Genomic DNA, 21,390 nt, shown 5'->3' with positions numbered 1-21,390 from the left:
TGGTCCCCCGTCACAGTGAGGGAGCGGAATAGATGCCCCACAATGGACAGTCGTGGGTGACCTGGTCCCGCGATGGCTTCCGCGCAGGGTTCCGCCGCGGCGGTGTGACGTCGGACCAGCCGGGGAACTACCCGATCACCCTGGTCGACGACGACGGCGCGGTCCTCAGGTTCGACGCCTTTCGCAACGCGGTGCTCAGGCCCGCGTGGCCGGCCCGGCCACGCCGTCACCTTTGCTTCAACAGCCGGCGAACGAGAAGTTGGCGGCACCGGCCTGGGGCTTGGTCATGTTGGGGATGTATGTGCTGCATGTCCAGCCGTTTTCTGCCACGGCGGCTACAGCGATGCCTGCTGGCATCGGGCCGCCGTCGAGATAGACTGGACGGACGATCATGTACACCGAGTTGCCCTTGTCGACCTGCTGGCTGATGGGTTTTTCCACCCGATGCCACATCCACTTGTTGTTGGTCAGGTCTTGGTAGCAGGGCACGAAGTTACGTTCGTCGGTGTTCGAGCCGTTCAGGTTGTGACCGATCAGGTGGCAGCGGGCCATACCCTTGCTCGTGTCGAGGCCTGCCGGTTCCACTTTCAACTTGTCGGGACGCTTAGTGGGGTTGGTGGAAACCACGCACGCCTCCCCGTAGGTGGAGCGCCCCTTGTCCTTCTCGCCGTAGTCCTGCCAGTTCGAGTTGCAACGTCGGCGGTTCTCCTCGTCAGTGCCTCCCGGTCCGAGGTCGGACATGGCGTCGGCGAGCCCGGAGACCTGTTCGATCACCGGAGTGTCAGCGTCGACGGCCAGGTTGAGGAACGCCTCCCATACGCTGGTGCCGTCCGCGATGGCCTGGCCAAAGGCCCCCAGGAGAGATGCCGGGCAGCTGGCTCCGCAGGAGATTTGGTCCTCGGGGTTGGCGAAGAAGTCCTCCAGCAAGCTGTCCCACGGCTTGCGCCAGCGCTTCTCGGCATCGCGCTTGTTGGCTTTCTCAGCCGCGTCATGAGCCTTCTGCAGTTGGCAGATCACATCGCATTTGGGCTTCTGCGGCGTACAGGGCATGCCTGGGAGGCAGTGTGGCGTCGAAACACACTTGGCATGGCACGCCGGGTTGCCGGGGCCTGGCGTCGGCCCTGTAGGTCCCGGCGGCCAGGGCGGATTCGGCCCGACCGGATTCGCGGGCGGGTCTATCCACGGTGTCGTCGGATTTGGGGGGAAATAAGGAAAGAGGTTGCCCTTCTTGAAACTGGCTTCGCCCTCTCCGAAGGCGATCTCCACCCCCAGCGACGAGCCCAGAATGGCCAGCCCCGCAGCGATCGCTTCGGCACCGTACTGGATCGCGCATGCCTCGGGCGCCGCTGGGCCGGCGACGAGACACACTGGAGGCGCAAGGTGTCCCGACGGGTCAGTGCGGTTCAGCGGGTCACCGGCGGCGTAGCCGTATCTGTTTAGCCCGGGTGACCGTGGGCCGTCGGGTCCCGGAATGTCGTCACGGGAGGCGAAGCGACCGGCGGCCGGGTCGTACCAGCGGGCGGCCATGTTGACGTGCCCCGTGTCCGGGTCGGTCCAGCCGCCTTGGAAACCGATGTCGCGTTTCGTGCCGGTAGTCGCGGTCGGCTTGCCGAAGGGAGTGAAACCGGCGGAGTCGGTGGGGCCGCCCGCACCGTCTGCGGGGTTGAGACCGCCGATGAGGTCGCCGTGCCGGTCGGACAGGGTGAGTCGCTTGTCGTCGCCCTGTTGGAGGGCGATCAGTGAGCCGTCCGGTCCTCGGGAGTAGGTGCTGGAGCCGTCGCCGGCGGGTGTGTTGTCAGTCCCGCTGTAGGAAAAGCGTTGTGGGCCACGGGTTACGAGACGGTCGAGGCCGTCGTAAGCGTAGCTCGCGCCGCCCTGCGTGGCCATGCGGCCGAAGGCGTCGAAGGTCAGGCCTACTGCCTGTCCGCCGTTGCGCGTTCGCGAGGCTTGGGTTCCGCGCGCCGTATAGGTGTAGGTGTTGTCGCCATCGGATTGCAGGCGGTTGCGCTCGTCGTAAACCGCTGTTTTCCCGGCCGTGGAAACGCGGTTGCCGGCGGCGTCCCAACCGTAGGCGGTCACGGCGCCGGTCGGGTCGGTCCAGGAGGTGAGTCTGCCGAGATGGTCGTAGCCGTAGGTGTTCTGGCCGGAGTCGACGCCCGTGGTGGTCTTGGTGGTGAGACGGTCGGCGAGGTCGTAGCCGTAACCGATGGTGGCGACCGCCTTGCCCGCGTTGTTCTTGACCGTGTCGCTTTTGACGCGTCCCAGGTCGTCGTAGTCGAAGGCGCGGACGTGGCCGGAGGCGTAGGACAGTTGCGCGGGTTGGCCATCGAGGGTGTAGCCGATCTGCGTGGCGCCACCGGTGATGCCGTCCGTGACGGTGGTCAGCCGTCCGTTGGCGTAACCGTAGGTGGCGGTACCAGCGGCGTCGGTCCGGGTCAACGGCTGCGAGTCGGCGTTATAGGTGAAGGAGGAACGACCCGAGGGGCCGTCCGTTGTCAGCAGATTGCCGCGGTCGTCGTAGGTGAAGGTGTTCTGCCCTCCGGGTGAGTCCACTGTGGTCAGTCGGCCCACGAGGTCGTAGCCATGGACACGGTCGACGGTGGTTGCCTCCGCACCCACGCCGGTCTCTTTGACAAGGCGGCCGAGGTTGTCGAAAGTGCGGCGCCGGGTGATGCCCCCGGGCTCGGTGAGGGTGGCCGGTTCGCCGGTGGGGCTGTAGCCGGTGGTCCAGGTCCGGTCGCCGTCGCCGGGGTGAGCGGCGGTGGCGGGCTCGATGGTGGATTCGGCCAGCCCGAGGGAGTTGTAGGTCGTGATCGTGGCGTTGCCCCTGCCGTCGGTGCGGCGGGTCGGGTGACCGGCGGCGTCGTAGCCGAAGGACGTGGTGACGGACTGGCCGTCGGCGACCGGCTCCACCTGGCCGGTGCGACGGCCGAGCGCGTCGTAGGTGATGGTCGTCTTGTGACCCAACGGGTCGGTGTCGCTCACCACGTTGCCGTCGGGGTCGAAGCCGGTGAACCGGTAGCGCAGCTCGGCGCCGTTGGGTGCGACGTCGATACCCAGGGTCGGACGGCCTGCCAAGTCGTAGAGGGTCTTGCGGGCGCGGCCTCCGGCGTCGGTGGTGATCAACTGGCGGCCGGCCTTGTCGTAGCCGTAAGTCGTGATGATGTTGGCCGGGCTGATGGTCTTGATCAGTCCACCGGCGGCGTCGTAGCGGTTGGTCGTGGTCGCACCGCTGGGATCGGACGCGGTCAGCACCCGTCCGGCGTCGTCGTAGGTGAACCTCGAGGTGTGAGCGGCCGGCTGCGGCTTGCGGTCCAGCTGAGTCCGGGTGATCTTCCGGCCGAGGTCGTCGTAGGTCGACTGAATGGCGCCGCCGAGCGGGTTGGTGGCCGACAGCTGCTCGCCGGTGCGGGTGTAGGTGTAGCGCCACACCCCGCCTGGCGTCGCCCCGTCAGCGCTGGGGTCCTGCCGCTGGGTCAGGCGGCCGAGTTGGTCGTAGGTGTAGGAGGTGGTATTGCCGCGCCCGTCGGTGGTGGCGGTGATCAGGCCAGCGTCGTCATAGGTCGTGCTGGAGGCGGGCGTGATGACCTGGGTGGTGCCGGGCGGGGTGTAGGCCGGAAGAGTGGTGCGCACCGCCCTGCCGTTGCGGTCGTAGCTCGTGGCGCTGACGTTGCCCAGGGCGTCCTTCAGCTGGGCAGGATCACCGAAGGCGTTGTACCCGGTGGTCGTGCTCGGCCGAGTGATCGTGGCGGGGGCGCCGCCGGACTCGGTCGGCACGGGTGGCGCAATGGTGGCGGTAAGCCGGCCTTGTTCGTCGTAGGCGAAAGTCGTGGTGAACGCGGCGGGGTCCGCGCCGGCGGCGTTGCCCCGGGCGCTGGTGATGGATTTGGGCAGGCCGTTGGAGTGATAAGCCCGGCTGGTGGTCAGGTTGTTGGTGCCACCGCCGTCGTTGGCGACGGTCGTGGTGAGCAGCCGTCCGGCGTCGTCGTAGGTGTAGTCGACTGTCTCGGGTTTGGTGGTCGCGCCCTGATAGTTGGACGCGTTTCCGGTGTGGACGGTGCGCAGGACGTTTCCGGCCAGATCGTAGGTGTGGCTGCTCTGGCGTGCGAGGCCGCCTGGATCGATGGTGGCGGTACTGACCCGGCCGACCGCGTCGATGGTGTAGGCGGTGGTGAAGCCGCCGGCGGTGACCTTCCGCGTCAGGTGACCGGCGGCATCGTAGGTGTTGTCCTCCAAGGGAATGTTCAGCGACCATGTGCTGCCGTCCGAGCCGAGTACTCCCTTGGCGGTGACGGTGTGCGGTAGGTCATCGGCGTAGTAGGTGTAGGCCAGCGTGCGGCCCATGGCGTCGCTGCGCCGGACGATCCGGCCCGCGTAGTCGTAGGTCAGCGACTGCAACACCAGGTCGGGATTCGGCGTGCCTTCCGCTCCCCCGCCACCGGGGTCGCCGGTCCAGCCGCGGAGCCGAACCTCGTAGAGCTGGTTGCGAACGGTGTAGGCGTACACCGTCTGGTTGCCGTTCGGGTCGACCATCGAGGTCTTGTTGCCCGAACGGTCGTAGCCGAAGTGGGTCGCCTTGCCTTCGCCGTCAACGGATTTCGCCAAGCGGCCGTGGTCGTCGTACTCGAAGATCGCGTCACGGCCGGCGTCACCGCCACTGAGATCCTCGGTCTGGATCCTCGTCCGATTGCCGTCGGCGTCGTAGCCCGTCGTGGTGCGTGCGGTGTGGACCTTCCCGGTAACCGTGTTCTTTGTCGGCGGGGACGTCGTCGTGGCCACGCGCGACTGCGCGTCGTAGGTGAAAGTCGTGGTGGCCTTCCCGCCGGGCAGCGCCGCGGCGACCTGAGTCTCGGTGAGCTTGCGCCCGAGTTCGTCGTAGCCGTACTGGACCACGCCGCCGGTCGGGCCGGTGATCTGCCCGAGGTCACCGGTGCGGTAGTACAGGTACGAGGTGACCTTGCCCCGCTCGTCGGTGATCGACTTCAGCAGACCGGCAGGCATGTTCCCGCCGCCACCGACCGGATAGGCGGCCTCGGATCCATCTGTGTAGGAGTAAGTGGTCTTACCGCCGTCCGGTGCGGTGCTGGTGGCTATCGCACCGGAGGGGGTATAGGTGAGGCGGGTCAGGTAGGTCGTGTCGGTCGCGCCGGCCGAACGCGCGTCCCGGACCTCGGTCGGCTTGTCGTTGACCGGATCCATCGGGTTGCCGACGTTGAGGTGGTAGCCGGTGTGGCTGGTCTGGCAATCACCAGGCCGGGGCGGCGTGTGCTGGATTCGGCAGGTGGTCTTGGCGGTGACATTGCCCCGCGCGTCGTAGACGAGCTTGACCTGGTCACCGATCTCGTCAGTGATGGTGTTCTGGTAGCCGGAGGCGTCGTAATCGTAGCTGCGCACGCCCTGACCGGTGGTGACGCCACCGCCGCCGGTGACCGGGCCGCCGCAGATTTGGCCGGGGGCCGGGATGCAGGGCGGGGCCGGGGCGGGATCCGAGGCGACCGGGGCGATGTAGCGCAGAACGCGGCCCTTCACCGCGTCGAAGTCGTACTGGTGCCAGCGGTTGTTCGGATCGGTCAGGGTGATCGACCGGATGAGGTTGCTCGGCTGGCTGGGCCCGCCGGCGGTGCCACTGACCGTGGGCGTGCCCAGCTGCCAGAGCCCGCCGTTTCGGTCGACCTGGGTCTTCAGACGGTCGGACCCGGTGTCGTAGGTCATCGTCGAGGCGACCCGGCCCGACGGCATGGTGATCTTGTTCAGCTGGTCGGCCTGCTGCCGGGCGGCGTGGTGCGCCGCTACCGCCGTGTCGCCCAGCGGGTGGGTGTAGTAGGCCACCTCGGCGATGTCGCCGGTGAAGAACCACCGCGGGTGCGGCCCCCAAGCAGGCCAGGTTCCGGTGGTGACAGCGGCGCCGATCTGGGTGTGGGGCACCTCGACCGGGGCGATCTCGCCGTCCTGGGACGCGACGAGCCGTCCGTCCAGGTACAGCTTCTGGTTGGCCACCGACCCGGACAGCACCACGTGGTGCCACTGCCCGTCATTGACCTTGCCGCCGTTGGGCGCCCAGTCGGGGGCCACCAACGGGGCGGCCTGCCCGTACCAGAACTCGCCCCGCAGCTTGCCGTCCGTTCCGACGTAGAGGTTCGGCACGGCGCCGGCGGAGTCCTGGTCGAGCGGGCTGCGCTGCGAGCCGAACAGCGGGCCGCCCGAACTGGTGCGGAACCACAGTTCCACGGCCAGATTGCGGCTCTTGGTCGCTTGCCCGTCGGCCAGTGTGATCCTGGACGAGGTGCCGTTGAACGTCGCGGCGGTCGCCGCGCCGCCCAACGGTCCCGGAACGCCGAGGGCGACGTCCTTGTAGGTCCCGTTGTCCTTGCCGAGGTTCACTCCGACCTGGCTGACCGCGGTCGACGCGCCCGCCGCTTCACCCAGCCGCCAATACCCGTCGGGCCGCGAGTCGACCACCGCGCTGCGATAGTGCGAGCCTGCTTCGTAGGTGTAGGCGGTGCAGTGGTTGTCCGGATCGCAGACCTTGGTCAGCCTGTCCCCGTCGTAGGAGTAGGTCCAGGTCAGTGCCTTGCCACCGACCTTGTCGGTGGTGACGGTGCCGACGTGATCGCCGGTCCAGGTGAAGGTGAGGGTCCGGTTGGAGGCCTTGTTCGTGACGCTTGCCAGGCGCCCCGCGACGTCGTAGATGAAGGCGAGTTGCCGTTTCTCGTTGTCCGCGATGTAGGTCAGCCGGCCGTTGGGGTCGAAGTTGTAGCCGGTGAATTGCTTGTCGATCAGCTGCCAGCCGCCGCCCCCGGACGCGGGCACCGTGGCCAAGGTCGCGAACCGGCCGGGCGGCGGGGCGAAGCCGCCGTCGGGGTTGCGCCCGAACCGGGCCTGTTGCCCGTCGGGGTAGGTGAGGACGACGTTGCCCGAGCCATCGGCGTCCGGGGTGAGCCGCATGTCGAACTGGGCGGACCAGCCCGCGCCGAAAAGCCCGCCGCGGCGCGGATCCAGACTGTTGTAGGTACGGGCCACGGTGAGCGGGGGCCCGGCCACCGGGACGGTCACATCGACCGCGCTGGACACGTAGTTGCCGACCAGCGGGTCGAATTCCCGCGCGGGACCACTGTTGGTCGCGGCGCCCAGATGCGAGGTGATCTCCGGCTGCGGCACGGAGGTCAGGAATGTCGGCGCGATCGGGTTGCCATTGCCGTCCTTGAGCGTGGGACTCCATCCCTGGTTGTCCTTCGCCCACGCCATCCACCAATAGGCACGGTTCCACGACAGCGCCCCGGCGGGAACCACCCACGGTTGGTCGGTCTGTTCACCGGAACTCAGCAACGGCGGGTCATCGGCCTTCGGAAGATGGTCGTAAATGGCGAATTTGTAGCTCAGCGCGCCCTGGCCGGGAATCAGGTGGGTGCCCTTGGCCCACAACGTCGGCCGGAGCAACTCGGTGGTGTATCCGTTGGGTGGATACAGTTCCGTGATCGTCGGCGGAACCTTGAAGACCTCCAGCGCTACCCGCGCGGGCGGAATCTGCTCATCGGTGAAGTACGTGCCCAGGGAGCCCGCGTTGTTGCGGCGAATCATCGTGAAGTCAAAGAAATACTTGTCCGCCGGCAGATGGAACGCGGGAGACGGCTCGGAGTAGATCTTGGCGTCGAAGGTGATCGATCCGCCGACTGGAACCGAGACACCGTCCGGGATGGACGCGGCCTCACGCTGGTCCACCAAGGCGTTGTCACTGGTGCGATACGCGCGGTACGCGAGCGCGTAGTCGGCCGGGTTCCACGCCGACGCACCCCGGTTGACCGCGGTGATCTTCACGACCCCGCTGGTCGCCTCGGTGACATACGGGCGGGGTGTGGGGTCATCGACGCGGTACTCCGCGTTGTAGGGCGTGTGCGTGACGTACAGGGCCGGTGGATTCGCCGTCCCTTTGCCGGTGAAGACCTTCCATGCTCCCGGGTCGTCCGGGGCCCGGACGGTCAGGCCGAAGTTGCCCGCACCGTTGGCCCAGCCTTGTACCGCGTCCCGTCCGCCGACTCCCAGGTCGATCCCCTCCCCCGCCGTCGGGCAGCGCGAGGAGGTCTGCAACGGCGCGATGTAGCCGTGTGCGAAGGAGGAGCCACCCACTTGGTCGCCGTAGGCGGGCGCGCCGGTGGAACCCGATCCCCACGCTTCGACGACCGGATGCACCGTGATCGGCTTCGGCGCGCATGAGGCGGCGTTGTAGTTCACCATCCACAGCTGCGCACCGAAGACCTTGTGTCCCAGGATGTTGCCGGCGTTGTTCGGGTTGGTCAGCTGGTCGAAGGCCAGGTAGGTCGAGGAGTACCCGCCCTTGCGGCCGACCTTCAAGACGTTGGTGTCCCTGGTCCGGTGGTTGTCGGTCACGACCATGTTCGAGTTACTGGTCGTCGGACCGACCGCCACCGCGGCCGTGACCGGGAACCGTCGAGCGCCATCACTGAGCCATTTCTGGTCCAGTTCGACCCTGATCGCCGGACCACCGTCCTGTTCGACCAGCTGGAACGAGGTGCCGGCAGGCTGAGCACCCGCGCCGTCCGAGACTGCGAAGGACAATCGGGCCCGCTCGGTGCCCCTATTGTCGACCAGGGCCGCGGCACCGTCGATCTCCTTGGCCGTCATTCCCGTCAGCCGTAACGGAAGCAGCCACGTGCCCGCCGCCAGTGCCGAGTCGAGTACCAGTGACTGGGACAGCCCGCCCGGCACCGCCTCGGTGACGACGTCGGCGTGCGGGCGCGCGTTCGGATACGTGACCCTGCTGCCGGATGCCCGCCCCGCCACCGCGCCGACATCGCTGGTGTGCAGAGCAACCTCGGGACCATCGGCATACCGCAACCGCGCCGGCCGCGCGGTGAGAGCGGAAGGCACGGTTACTTCAACCGTGTCGGCGGTGTTGCGCCAGCCCCCGCCGACGGCCGGCGCGAACGTGGGGTCGATCGGGGCCCAGCCCCCGTCGGGCCTCCGGTAGTTCACCGGGGCGCCGGAGTACTGGGTGGTCAGCGTGCCGTCGGCGTTGCGATAGGTGCGCTCGCGCTCCCCGCGCCGGTCGACGACCTCCACACTGGTCTTCGCGTCGAAGCCGCGCTTTTCGGCCGGTGTGGCGGGAAGCCGCTTGCCTTCCTGCTTCGGCTGCTCCGCTTTCGGCATGGTTACCGGCGGGAACTTTGACTGCTCCGAGCGGGGTTCGGCTCGGTTGAGCGCGTGGCCGCCTGCATCGACGCCCCCGGGTGGCGCGCTGGCCCAACGCTGTTTCGGCGCGCCCGCCTCAGTCTGCTGATCATCGACCGAGTACGGCGTGACCCGAGCGACATCGGACCCGAATGTCGCCAAAGACAGCACGATCACCAGCAGCAACGCCAGCAATCGGGGGGTGGAAATCCGGCCGGGCGCACGACGGCCGGCACGACGCGACCCAGGCATGGCAGACTCTTTCCCTCGGGATCCGTCGCCCGGCTCGATGAGCCGGGCCGAACGAAAGCCTGCCGCCCGCCGCTCGCGCCGCGCTGTCCTCGCGCTAGCTCGCCGTCCCGGAAACCGAGGTCCGGACCTCCGGACTCACCGCGGCACCGGTCTGCACCTGATTCCCAGCCCGGCCACCCCGTTGTGCCGCGCTTGCCCGGCCGCGCCGCCCTCCGTCGGTCTGGTCGCGAGCCACGCCACCACCGCCGGCCCAGCTGACGACGGACCGTCCGTGGCATAGGCGGCACTGAGATAGAACTCCGCCAACCGGTTCACCGCGGAGACCCGATCGGCCGCGTCGATGTCCGCGGTGGCACGCTCGGCGGCGTACAGACGCAGCAAGCCATGCATCTGGTAGCGGCCCGCGCCGTCCTGGTGGAGCAGAGACCCGTCTTCCAGTTCCCGCAACACTTTGCGGATGCTGGAGGTGCCGGCCAGGCATTGGGCCGCCCGCACTGAGCTGGCCTGGCCCGGCGCCAGGCTCAGTAGGCCGAGCAGCCGTACCGCCGTGGCACTCAAGGCGTCATAAGAGCATGAGAACACCGCGCGCAGATTCGTCGCGGTATCACCGGAGTCGATCGCGTCCAGTCGCGTGGATCTTTCCTTGAGTTCCTCGGCCAGTGACCTCAGCGGCAACCCCGGGTTGGTCGTGGCTCGTGCGGCGACGACACTCAGGGCGAACGGCAACCCCGCGCATCGCCGCACCAGTTCGGCGACGGACTCTCGCTCTGCCGAGACCCGGCGTACGCCGAGACAGCCGGTCAGCAACTGCCGTGCCTCGTCGCCAGCCAGCGTGTCCACGACCAGAGGGACCGCACCGTGCCTGGCGACCAAGCCTCCCATCCGGTGTCGGCCGGTGATCAGGACGACGCAGGATTCGCCGCCTGGCAACAAGGGCGCGACCTGGGCGGAATCCCGGGCGTTGTCCAGCACGATCACCATGCGCCGATCCGCGACCAGGCTCCGATAAACGGCTGCCCTGGTGTCGGCACCGGACGGGATTCGGGCCCGCTCCACCCCCAAGGACTCCAGCAAACCGTGCAGCGCAGACTCGGAGGGCAGCGGCGGGCCAGAGGGATCGAAGCCACGGAGATCGACATAGAGTTGTCCATCGGGGAAACGCGCGGCGTTCTGCCGTGCCCATCGCAGGGCGAGCCAGGTCTTGCCGACACCGCCGATCCCGCTGATCGCCGCCAAACCGTTCCCCTGTGCCAAAGCAGCGTCGAGCGCGCTCAGTTCGCGGACGCGACCGACGAACGAGCGGGGCACGGTCGGCAACTGACGAGGCACCCGCACTTCCCCGTGTCTCGCCGGTCCCGGCGTGGTGGCCACCTCGACCTGCCCGGCCGCACCCACCAGGTTCAAACCCGGATCGCCGGCCAGGATCCGTTCGTGCAGATTCCGGAGTTCGGGCGAGGGATCGGCCCCCAATTCCTCCGCCAAAGTGCGCCTGGTCTGCTCATAATGCTGGAGGGCCTCCGCGGAACGACCCGTCCGGTGCAGGGCCAGCATCAGCAACGAGATGAACTCCTCCCGCAGCGGGTTACCGCTCACCAGGACAGACAGCGGACCGATGGTTTCGGCGTGCTTCCCGACGCTCAGCAGTGCGCTGAGATGGCGCTGTTGCAAGCGGAGCCGCCACTCGCCGATGAGCTGTCCTTCGGTCGCTTGCAAGGACGGTACGTCGATATCCGCCAGCGCCTCTCCCCGCCACAGGCCCAGTGCTCGCGCGAGCAACCGTGCTTCGCTGTCGAGGTCACCCTGTTCGGCCGCATGCTCTGCCTCGGCCGCCAATCGCGTCGCCTCATGGACATCCACCTCGTCGGGCCCGACCTCGATCAGGTATCCCGGCGGCTTGGTGACGATCCGTTGCCCGAGACCGCCCAGGCGTCGGCGCAAACGCAGCACGTTGGTCTGCAGTCCCACCCTGGGCGAGGCCGGTGGACACTCGGCCCAGAGCAGGTCGATCAGTTCCTCCGCCGACACGACCTTTCCCGCACGGAGAACCAACACAGCGAGCAGGATCCGTTGTTTGGCAGCGGGGATCGGAACAAGCCTTCCTGCCGACCACACTTCGACCGGTCCCAGAATCGTGAATCGGGCAGCATCAGACACCAGTCCCCCCAGATCACTGCGCGGAGATCATCCAGTAATCGCGAGAGTAACGCCGAGGACAGCGCGCGGATAGCCTTGCGATAGCGGTAATGGGCACGCTTCGGTTCGTTTGGTGCCGCCCGGTACCACGCTGTCTTTCAGTGCAAACGGCACGAATGGGATCGCTATGCAAAGCTCCGGAGCTCGAAGAACAGTGCCCCGCGCCCTTGTGGCCGCAGCGTTGGTGATCTCCTTCACGCCGCTGGCGCAACAGGCCGCGAACGCCGAGGTCGCACCACTGGCGGCTCAGTGTTCCCCTGCCACTCTCTGGTCGGTGCGCGACGACGGAAACCTGTGGAAGTACCAGCACAACGACCCAGCGAACGGAACATACAACTGGGTGCAGCCGTCAGCCGCCGTCGGAAATGGCTGGGCGAACGCCAGGGCCCTGGCGGCCCCTGGCGGCATCCTTTATGCCATCGTCCACCGCGTACCGGGCGATGGCCTTCCGTGGAACGAGGGCGACCTCGTGCGCTGGCGGTGGACCGGAACCGGGTGGGAAGGCCAGGGTGCCGTCCAGGACCAGCCCTGGGTGGGCTGGCACGACCCCGCTTACCGCAACCGGATCACCGTCGACCAGAACGGCGACTTCTTCACCGACGAAACCGACGGCAACCTGCACTGGCATCGCTATGACCCGGTCGGGAAGACCTGGGTCCACCGCACCATCGATTCCGGTTGGGACAAGTTCGACTCCATCACCGCCGCCGGTGACGGCGTTCTCTACGCCCGAACCCCGAACGGCCAGCTGTTCCGGTTCCAGTACGACGCGGCCTCCCAGCGCTGGACCCAGCGTTACAAGTTCGTGGGTGGCGGCTGGGAGATGTTCAAGCAGATCTTCTCTCCGGGTGGTGACGTCCTCTACGGTCGCGGAGGCAGCGGCCTCGACCCGGGGTCCGGGGTGTTTCAACCGGTCCTGCGCTGGTACCGGTACTTCCCGGACACCGAGACCTGGGCTCCGGGGGCTCCCGACGGCGGCGGCAAGATCGTGGGAACGGGCTGGAACACCGAGCTCGACATCACCGCGCAGCCGGACAGCTGCAAGCAGGACACCTCCGTCACCCCGCAGCGGCCCGCCGTGCCGACCGTGACCGGCGCGGCGAGCACGGTCTTCCAGACCCCTGACGGGCGGCTACAGCATTTCTGGGTCGACAATGACCACAGGCTCGTCCATGGTGATCAGCCCGACCCCGGAACCTTGCAGATGAACAAAACCACGTTCACCGGATATCAGGCGTTCACCGGCAGGCCAGCGGCCGCGCAGAACGCCGACAGCAGTCTCCAGGCGCTCGCGCTCGGCACCGACAGCGAGATCCGCGGCGACCGGCGAGCCGGGCAGGTATGGGGACCGCTCGTGTCCTTCAGCGGGTTCCTTGCCGCTCCCCCGACCTTGACCACCGGGCCGAGCAATGTCCTCTACGCCTTCTCAATCGACGGCCAAGGGCAACTGTGGGTGCGGACGGGTGCCGGTCAGAACGGTCCGCTGACCGCGTGGCGGCCGCTCGGTGGCAACAACCTGTCCGCGACACCGCCCACTGTCGTGCGCAACGGCGTGAACCTCCAGGTGATCGTCTTGGACAAAAACGGCTTCTACCAGACCGCCACGTACCATCCGGCCGCCAATCCGGCCGACGGCACCCTAGGACCGTGGAGCGGTCTTGGTGGTGTGAAGTCCACCGGCCCTGCCGCAGCCGTGGTCGCGCTGGACAACCAGGTTCAGGTGTTCGCCCGTTCCGTCGACGGCTCCGTCGCGTCCACACGCCAGACCAACGGCGTGTTCACCGGACAATGGAACCCGATCCCCGGCCTCACCGCGGCTGGCCCCGTCTCGGCCACGATGTCGGCCACCTCCCGGATCGAAATCGCGGCCCGCGGACCGATGGGCTTCATCCACTCCACCGGCCAGACAGCCCCGTCCAGCTCGGACTTCAGGCCGTGGACCACGGTCGCGCCGACTCAGATCGCCACCGATCCTGTCGTGCTCAGCTACGCCAACCAGGCCACCAACCAACTCGTGTTCATCGCCCGAGACGCCGCTGACCAGACCTACGTCTGGACGATGGCCACCCCCACCGCGGTGGTCCCGCCCGACCGCGCCGTCGCCGCCGCTGGCGGAAAGCTAACGATCGGCTGAGAAGGTGGTGGCGGCCCGTTCCCCCGCAACAGGGAACGGACCGCCACCAACTTCGTCAAAGGTCAGGAAACTCCGCAAACACCGAATCCTTGTTCCTCGTCTCCGGTTCCCGCCGAGCCGATCAAATGACAGCCTTGGCCTCGCCGGTACAGATCGCCCGCGCTTACGACCGGATGGAGTGCTGCGCGTGGACCGCGACCGGCATCGTGACTACCCCGACCCTCGTGACCAGAACCCGGTCCGCGCAAAGGTCGATCGTTTTCAGGACTCAGGTTGCCCCGCATCGGGCAAAGCCTTCGCCGGACAGGCGCCGCACACACATGAGTTGACCTGTGGCCGGTCCGCGGGGCGCGGCCGACGTGGTCGCCACAGCCGACGCCGGGAGACGAACCACAGCTGACCAGGAGAGCGCGATCGTCGGGCTGCAGATCGGTGTAGTAGTCGACGCCGAGGTGCATGGCCAAGTCCTTCTTCAACTGGGTTCGCAAAAGGGATACCTGGCGGACGATCGCGCAACCGACGACGTTCGGCGTCGGCCGGGGAACAACGCGGCGAGCTGCGCGGCCAGCACGGCCGACTTCTGGGGGCCATGTTCGCCGCCGAGGTCGGCGAAGGCGAGTTCGACGCGTTCAGCCCGGCGAACATCGCACCACTCGCGACTGCGGACTGCCCGTTCACCGGCAAGGTGTTCTCCGTCCGGGGCGGTGCCGTCTCCCTGCTCGGCGGCTGGTCCACAGTGGACACCATCGAGACCGACGGGCCCTGGGACCCGCACCGCGCAGTGTCCACTAGCCTGGTGTCGTGGTGTCCAAGGAATGGGCTGTCGAGATCGTAGAGCGGCATGTGTCCGGGTGGGAGGTGCACGGACCAGACATGGTGATCATAAAAGTCAGCCCGCACCGGCTTGGCTGGGTGGTGCATAGCCAGAGCGAGCGCTACCTGCGCTCCGGTGAGATCACGGACGCAGTGGTGGGTCACGGACCGTTCCTTGTCGATGCGGTGGACGGCAGTCTCCACGGACTGCACGCAACCGCTGATCTCGAGCAGGGCGAGTGGATCGCGGAGTACCCCGAGCAAGTCCGCGGGATCGAACGTCACGATCCGCTGCGAACACGCATCATCGAGCTGACCGACCGCGGCCGGCGGTTCGACGCGCTCCGGCTCGCGCGAGCATCCGCCCCCGACCTCAGCCCGCAAGAAGCCCGAGATTACGTCGAGGCTGTCGCGGCCCGCATGTCAGCACCCGAGCACATTCGCCCACACCTGCCTCGAACGCGGACCGGCCGAAGGGTGTGTTGGCGTCTATCTGGGCCAAATCCCGAGCCAGGAACGTATACCCCGCACGGTTAGACGACGCTCACGTCGGGCACACGAATAATCAGACCCAAGGAACACCAGTGGTGAATACGGGCGCGACGGTCCGAGCAGGGCGAACGGGTCATCGGCCCGCGACCAGGAATGTGTCCTCTCGCGGGTTCGCGCACAACACGAGACGCTCAGCACGGCCTAGCGGAGCGTTCAGGGGATCGACTGTCGTTACGCCATCGCTCGTTACACCATCGCTCTGGCGCACTGCGGTCGTCGACGCCCACTTGCAGCGGTTCAAGCACGGAAGACCTTTCCGGAGGCGCACAACTGCGGGTGGTTACAAAGTCAACGGGTTGAATGAACGCTCATATCGCGCCATGTTCCAGCCAAGAATATTTCGCCTGCCTTGGCTCTTCGCGAGTTCGAGCATCACTGTGGTCATCGACCGTTTCGTCCGTGTCCAAGCGTCAGGACTGTGTCGACTCAGGTAAACGACGTGCCACCTGCCAGGGTCGGGCTTCCAGGGAAGCCAGAAGAATGTGCCGCCCGTGTCATCGGAGGCGAACGGCACGACTCCGCCGGGTTACGGAAACGGAAGATAAGTGTCGTACTCGTTTTCCCAGGCTGTCTTCACATTGGCTAAGTCCTGGTCGAAGTCAGCCTGAAAGGCATCCAGATACTCACTACCCTGTACCGGGTTGATGAACCTGACCGCATTGCGGAATATTCCCGACGGAAACCGTGCCATGAATTCCTTGTAATCGGCCGGAAGAGGCGTTTTCAGATGCCTCTCGACAACATCCCAGTCCACTCCGGGAGCCGCCGAGCCGGCCCAATCAAGCGCGCTGGCGATAGCATCCACCGCACGACGCGAGGCAGTCTCAGAAATTCTGAGCTCCTTCAGCTGGAATAGGGAATGTACTCCACGGGCAGGGCTGTGAAGTCCCAACGAAGTAGGTTGCCCTGACCTGTGTTGGTGAGGATCTCGTAGAGAAGCTGGGTGACCGGGCCGCCTTGACCATCGGCTCCCCACGGCAGGAGGCCCCCGGGTTCGGGGTAGAGGGTGTAGTCGACCTTGTCGAGGTACTCGAGGTCCTCGTCGCCGAGGATCTCGAGGAGTTCATCGAGGGCGCGCTTGTACTTCGTCCAGGCCTTGTCGTTTGCGACTGGGCTGTCGATCTCGATCCGCCTGAACACCCCGCCCGGGAACCGTGTCAGCAGTTCCTTGTAGTCCGACGGCAACGCGATGCCCAGATCCTGCTCGACGATCGTCCAGGACCTCTCGGGCGTGAACTGCCGCTGCCAGCCCAGCAGGGCGGCGATCTCATCGACGCGGGACGGGGTTTCGGAGTGGGTCATCGACTTTCCCTGGCTGGTTGAAGTGGCCACGGCGGCTGGCGACGGTCAGCATCGAGTTTTTGTCGCGTTTCCCGTCGTGGTGTTCTGGATTTCAGCAGAGCAGGTGAATCCAATGGAGCGTACAGCGTCGATGAAGATCCACGCGGGCATCGCCGCTGTAGGGCTTGGGTATTGCACCCACACCTTGTACAGGACGGACACCCCGGCGGGGTTGTTGTCGAACATCTTGGCGACCGCGTTTTCGACGATCTTGACGTCTGACCGGTTGACGGTGCGGTATTGGGTGACGATGTTGTCGACCAGGTTGGTTCCGTGCAGACGGGCAGCGACAAGGTGGCCTCTCTCAACCTTCGCACCGTTCAGTTCGCCGTCCAGCGGGTGCCCGACGGGCGTGGCGCGGGTGCCTGATTCCACGGTGGCGTGTGTTGCGCACACGGTGCCGCCTGTGGCTCGTTGTGCAGGGGCTCCCATCCAGGTGAAGGGTTCCATGGGGAAGTTCTGTGGCACGTTGGCCCGCATCCGTCCCTGGAAACACTCATCCAGGTCGGTCTTGCTGGCAACCTGCGTCAGGCGACGTCCCGGGTTCGGAGCAACTTGCGGCTGCTTTGTTGTGCTCGTCCATCTCCACCTTGATGCGTTTCTCCCGGTCGAGGACGTTGCACGTTCCCTGCGTGTGGGCGGGTGCGCCGGTCGTGAGGCCGGTCGCGCCGCGGCAGTTGCGGAGCTGACGGATGACGTCGCGCAGGTTATTGGCGATCCGCCCGGCCGGCGACTTTGAGGTCTTTGAAGGTGCGGATGCCTTTGACGATGCGGACGACGGCGGAGACGGCATCGGGGATCTTGCTGAGCACGGAGGCGATCTTGAGAATGGGCAGGGCATTGATCACGGTCATGACACAGGAGATGAAGTCGCCTTCGGTGAAGCAGCGTTTGGCGTCGTTGTAGCCGATGATGTCGAGGATGATCTGCCCGCCTTCTTGGGCGATGAAGTCCAGCAGCGGCTTGTTCGCATCAGCGCGGGCGCGGTTGTACTCGTCGACCCCGGCCTGTCCCTGCTCGGCGCGCAGGAGCTCGATGTCCTCCGCGGTCAGCTCGGGGATGTCCGTGTCATCACCGAGCGCCTGTTCGACCTCTTCCTGGGTCGTTTCCTACGTACATGCCGACGGACCGACCGCCAGCTACGTGTACGACCGGGCCACCAGCCGAGCACGGTTCCTGTTCCATGACCGCCCTCGTCTCGCCACCAGGCTGAAGGAGGTCAAGCCGTTCTCGTGCACTGCTCGCGATGGCCTGGAGATCCACGGTTATCTGACGTTCCCGGCCGGAACCGCCGAGAAGCTCCCGACCGTGCTCCTGGTGCACGGTGGACCGGGTGCGCGGGACACGTGGCGGCTGGACCCGGAAGCGCAGTGGCTTGCTGACCGTGGCTACCTCTGCATTCAGGTGAACTTCCGCGGCTCGACCGGCCAGGGCAAGGCGTTCGTCGCCGCCGGGAACCGCGAATGGGGTGGCAAGATGCACACCGACCTCCTGGACGCCATCAACGTCGCCGTCGAGTCCGGGTATGCAGACCCCGACAGGATCGGAATCTACGGCGCCTCCTACGGCGGGTACGCGGCCCTGGCCGGCGCGGCGTTCACCCCCGAGGTATTTCGGTGCGCCATCTCCCTGTGCGGGCCGAGCAACCTCGAGACTCTCCTGCGTGCGATACCTCCCTACTTCACCCCGCTGATCGCCGAGATGCACAAGGCCGTGGGCAACCCGAACACCGAGCCCGAATTCCTGCGGTCGCGATCGCCGTACTTCAACGCCGACACCATGACGATCCCGATGTTGATCGCGCAGGGAGCCAACGATGTTCGGGTCCCGCAAGCCGAGAGCGACCAGATCGTCGCCAAGCTGCGGGCCAACGGCGTACCTCCCGAGTACCTGCTGTTCGACGACGAAGGCCATGGACTGGTGAAACCCGGAAACAAGCTGAAGTTCTACGCCAGGGTGGAGCGGTTCCTGGCCGAGCACCTCGGTGGCCAGTACGAACCCGAATCCGCTTAGCCCAGCAGAAACTCGAGCATCGTGTGCGGTCCCACGGACTGTCTGCGGCACCACGGCAGGTCCGGACCTGCCGTGGTGCCGCGTGGTCATAGAAACCAGCGGGCTGACAGCTGCGGCTGACGTCGCGCAGTCCGCGCCACAGCCTGGGATCTGTCCGTTCAGCATCGGACCACAGCCCGCTGCCGACTCCATCACAAAGGCCACACCCATGTTCCACTCGCAGCGGCCGATGCCCGATCGGACTGAATGCGATCGCTCGACGACAAATTCGGAGTTGCCGACGCTCTCGTCGTCGTGTCGCGTGAGGGAGTTCGCTCGCGAGTATTCCTGCTGGATTCCTCGCTCCGGATTGATCTGTCGTTCTGGCCACGCGATCTGCTCCGCGCCACCGAGGACGGCTTCGAGCTCGTCTTCGGTCAGGCCGACGAGCCAACGAGGGGCCCAGCAGCGATCAGGTTATCGGCATGGCATGGCTCTGCGCGGTGCACGCCCGCTCGGCAACGTGTCCTAGCCGTGTGACCTGCGAGAGGACGGCCAGATGACGAGGCGAGGACGGATTACAGCAGCGTGGTGCCCGTTCGGTCGCCGATTCGCCTACCACAGTTCAATGGTCCGGTAGGCTCCCCGCCGACAACGTTGAGGGGGAACGTCGATGTCGAGATTTGTGAGACCCGTGCTGTGGACATTGGGGACGCTCGCGGTGGGCGGGCTCGTGTTCTGGCTGGTTTTGGCCCTGAACATCCCATACCGAAGCACCGCTACGCCGGCCACCACCTCGGCCACCATGTCAGCGACCACGCCGGCCCCGCCGCCTATGCCGGCTCCTCCGGCGGACATGTCCGCGTGGGTCACCGACATTCGTCCTGGCCCGGACGACCACAGTGCGGTACTGCGCGTCGACTTGCCTGCCTGTGCCGTCCAACCGCGCACCCAGATCACCGAAGCCGCAGACAGGATCGACGCCAGCGTCTTGTTCCAGCCCGGCAACGGCCCGGATTGTAAGCAGGTCCCGACCGACTTCCCGATGAAGACAGCGGCACCGATCGGGAAGCGGCCGGTGCTCGTCAACGCCGGGGACACCTGGGGGCTGACCTCCACCGGCTGGAGGAAATGCGACCAGATCCTCGGTTGCGAACCGCCCACCGACCACTGCGCCGAAGCATGGGTGGCGCAGGTCGAGTTCAGCGCGGAGGCCGAGCATCCGGGCACAACACGGGCGTGCGACCAGAACTGGCTGATCCACGACCTGCAGCGGCACAGCGGCCAGGCCCCGACCCGGGTCGCCTACCGCTGGGCTGACAACGGCTGGATGAGCTTCGCCTCGGCGAAGGGCGGCGGCTGCGGCGAAATCCTCGCCGCCGAACCGGCATTTCCCACCCACCTCTGCCAGAATCTCACCCCACCGTCGTGAGGACTCGGCCGCGTTTACGACCGCCGTGACCCAAGCCCAGTCCGCGCAACGGCCGAGTTCCCTTGACGACAACGTGGCGCATCCGCACATCGGCATCAACGAAGCAGCTGATTCGGTTGTGCCACAGCATCTTCGAATGACTCGGCGCGTCACAGCACCCGCTAGAACAGCCCAGCAGGCAGCTGTAGGGTCCCACCGCTCGTGACATGTCGATCTTGCGCGACCTGGGCCTTCTCGACTGCCTCACGGCGACGTCACCATTATCAGTCTCAAACTCATGGCATTTCTTCGGCGGCGAGCCAGATGCCGTGCGGTGGCCGGGCAACATGGGTTGGTCCATCAGGCTGCCCAAGTGTCCTCATCGCGGCTTGAGCGGATGTTGGCCACGCGACGGTCCTGTGCCGCCGCGGCGGGTGCGGCGGGCGGAGTCCGTAAAGGCCTCGCCCGAGGACTCAACCGGAGGACCGGCTCGAGCATGAGTTCAGTTGGGTTCGCCCCGGGCCCTCTGGTTTGTCCTTAGCGGCCAGCGGGCTGGGCGATGTCCGGGCCGCCGGTATGAGGTGTCGGAACGTAGCTTTGCGCCGACGTCGGCAGCGTCGCCACGCAGTTCGCGGAGCACGCGTTCACCAGCAGCGGCAGCACGTCGGTACCGACCCGGCGGGAAACCCACACCTGATGCAGTTCTCGATCGATCAGCCTGTCGCAGACGCTGCATGTCCGTACGACCGTGGTGCCCCACACGCCCGGATCGAGCTCGGCGAAGTCCGCCTGGTCGGCGTGGGTCACCGGCCGCAACGCCGGAAACGGTGGCCGGAACTTGGCGTTGCCGTAGAGGACACGGGTGCTCACCGTGCTGTCGATTACTCTTGCACACCTGGTGAGTTCATACGGGTACCAGTGCAGCCGGTGCGACGTATAGGGCTCGAACACCTCAAGGCTGGTCATCGCTCCGATCTCGGGTGGCAGGCGGACCAGGTTCGTTCCGTACAGGACCAGGCGCGTGACCGCGGTCAGTTTCGCGATCGTGGACGGCAACGTGATGATCTGCCGCCGTTCCACGGCGCTCATCCCCCTGAAGGGGGCGAACTCCGTCCGACCATCCTCGGCAGCCTCGTCGATCAGCGCCAGGAGGTGCTGCCAGCCCTCTGCCGCTTGGTCTTGTGTGTCCTTATGGAAGGAGACGGTCACCGGTCGAGTCGTCTTCGAATAGCCGACGCACCGGCAGTGATCCCGGTCGAGTCCATTCTGCGGGGCTCCGACGGCGCCAGCGAACCGATTGGGGAACACCTGCGGCGCGTTCTCGTCTGTCGACACCTGTGAAGCGTATCGACGATGGCCGGTAACAGTTACCGCCGCTGCGGCCCGTAGTGCGCAGCCTCCTGCCATCGGCATGAGCGTGCGAATGGAGAGCTCGTTCTCTTCGAGATGTGGATTTTCAGCGGAGGGTGGTTGTCTTACCGATCATGCTGCTTGTCCTCCTCTACCTGTCCGGTAG

The 21,390-nt window shown here is 66.5% G+C and carries 12 protein-coding genes; 6 read left to right on the top strand and 6 right to left on the bottom strand.

Going from position 1 to position 21,390, the window contains the following annotated elements; all coding sequences use genetic code 11:
* Window positions 1-237: 237 nt before the first annotated feature.
* Window positions 238-9,165 carry an RHS repeat-associated core domain-containing protein gene (locus ED92_RS37610; RefSeq protein WP_152611116.1) on the bottom strand — a complete coding sequence of 2,976 codons (8,928 nt, stop codon included), beginning with the start codon at window positions 9,163-9,165 and terminating at the stop codon, window positions 238-240.
* Between the two features lie 408 nt (window positions 9,166-9,573).
* On the bottom strand, window positions 9,574-11,592 hold the full coding sequence (locus ED92_RS37605; RefSeq protein WP_081976031.1) for a BTAD domain-containing putative transcriptional regulator: 2,019 nt from the start codon (window positions 11,590-11,592) through the stop codon (window positions 9,574-9,576).
* A gap of 313 nt (window positions 11,593-11,905) precedes the next feature.
* Here ED92_RS37605 and ED92_RS41505 point away from each other — a divergent pair, with 313 nt between their 5' ends.
* From ED92_RS41505 to ED92_RS42205, 3 genes are all read left to right on the top strand, one after another.
* Window positions 11,906-13,765, top strand: a complete 1,860-nt coding sequence (locus ED92_RS41505) for a tachylectin-related carbohydrate-binding protein (protein WP_161791136.1) — start codon at window positions 11,906-11,908, stop codon at window positions 13,763-13,765.
* 589 nt (window positions 13,766-14,354) lie between these two features.
* Window positions 14,355-14,600, top strand: a complete 246-nt coding sequence (locus tag ED92_RS37595) for a hypothetical protein (protein WP_037347086.1) — start codon at window positions 14,355-14,357, stop codon at window positions 14,598-14,600.
* Window positions 14,567-15,115: a YrhB domain-containing protein gene (locus ED92_RS42205; protein WP_152611115.1), complete on the top strand. Its 549-nt coding sequence runs from the start codon at window positions 14,567-14,569 to the stop codon at window positions 15,113-15,115. The genes ED92_RS37595 and ED92_RS42205 overlap by 34 nt, the downstream gene beginning before the upstream one ends.
* A 541-nt stretch (window positions 15,116-15,656) precedes the next feature.
* On the opposite strand, the gene ED92_RS37590 is transcribed toward ED92_RS42205, so the two are convergent.
* Genes ED92_RS37590 through ED92_RS37580 form a run of 3 tightly spaced genes read right to left on the bottom strand, consistent with a single transcriptional unit; the run spans window position 15,657 to window position 16,951 of the window.
* On the bottom strand, window positions 15,657-15,935 hold the full coding sequence (locus ED92_RS37590; RefSeq protein WP_037347084.1) for a hypothetical protein: 279 nt from the start codon (window positions 15,933-15,935) through the stop codon (window positions 15,657-15,659).
* Between the two features lie 38 nt (window positions 15,936-15,973).
* Complete coding sequence (locus tag ED92_RS37585) at window positions 15,974-16,432, bottom strand: SMI1/KNR4 family protein (RefSeq protein ID WP_037347082.1); 459 nt, start codon at window positions 16,430-16,432, stop codon at window positions 15,974-15,976.
* A gap of 45 nt (window positions 16,433-16,477) precedes the next feature.
* Complete coding sequence (locus ED92_RS37580; protein WP_081976028.1) at window positions 16,478-16,951, bottom strand: DNA/RNA non-specific endonuclease; 474 nt, start codon at window positions 16,949-16,951, stop codon at window positions 16,478-16,480.
* A 212-nt stretch (window positions 16,952-17,163) separates the two neighbouring features.
* Between ED92_RS37580 and ED92_RS43200 the strand changes: the two genes are divergently transcribed.
* From ED92_RS43200 to ED92_RS37570, 3 genes are all read left to right on the top strand, one after another.
* Window positions 17,164-17,658 carry a hypothetical protein gene (locus ED92_RS43200; RefSeq protein ID WP_200882798.1) on the top strand — a complete coding sequence of 165 codons (495 nt, stop codon included), beginning with the start codon at window positions 17,164-17,166 and terminating at the stop codon, window positions 17,656-17,658.
* Window positions 17,615-18,484 carry a S9 family peptidase gene (locus ED92_RS37575; RefSeq protein ID WP_200882797.1) on the top strand — a complete coding sequence of 290 codons (870 nt, stop codon included), beginning with the start codon at window positions 17,615-17,617 and terminating at the stop codon, window positions 18,482-18,484. The genes ED92_RS43200 and ED92_RS37575 overlap by 44 nt, the downstream gene beginning before the upstream one ends.
* A gap of 652 nt (window positions 18,485-19,136) precedes the next feature.
* Window positions 19,137-19,895: a hypothetical protein gene (locus ED92_RS37570; protein ID WP_037347078.1), complete on the top strand. Its 759-nt coding sequence runs from the start codon at window positions 19,137-19,139 to the stop codon at window positions 19,893-19,895.
* 516 nt (window positions 19,896-20,411) lie between these two features.
* Here ED92_RS37570 and ED92_RS37565 read toward each other — a convergent pair.
* On the bottom strand, window positions 20,412-21,209 hold the full coding sequence (locus ED92_RS37565; RefSeq protein WP_235213483.1) for a leucine-rich repeat domain-containing protein: 798 nt from the start codon (window positions 21,207-21,209) through the stop codon (window positions 20,412-20,414).
* Window positions 21,210-21,390 lie beyond the last annotated feature (181 nt).

Source organism: Amycolatopsis sp. MJM2582 (genome assembly GCF_000754115.1).
Lineage (GTDB): Bacteria > Actinomycetota > Actinomycetes > Mycobacteriales > Pseudonocardiaceae > Amycolatopsis > Amycolatopsis japonica.
The sequence above is the reverse complement of the archived record's forward strand: the minus strand, read 5'-3'. Positions and strand labels throughout refer to the sequence as shown.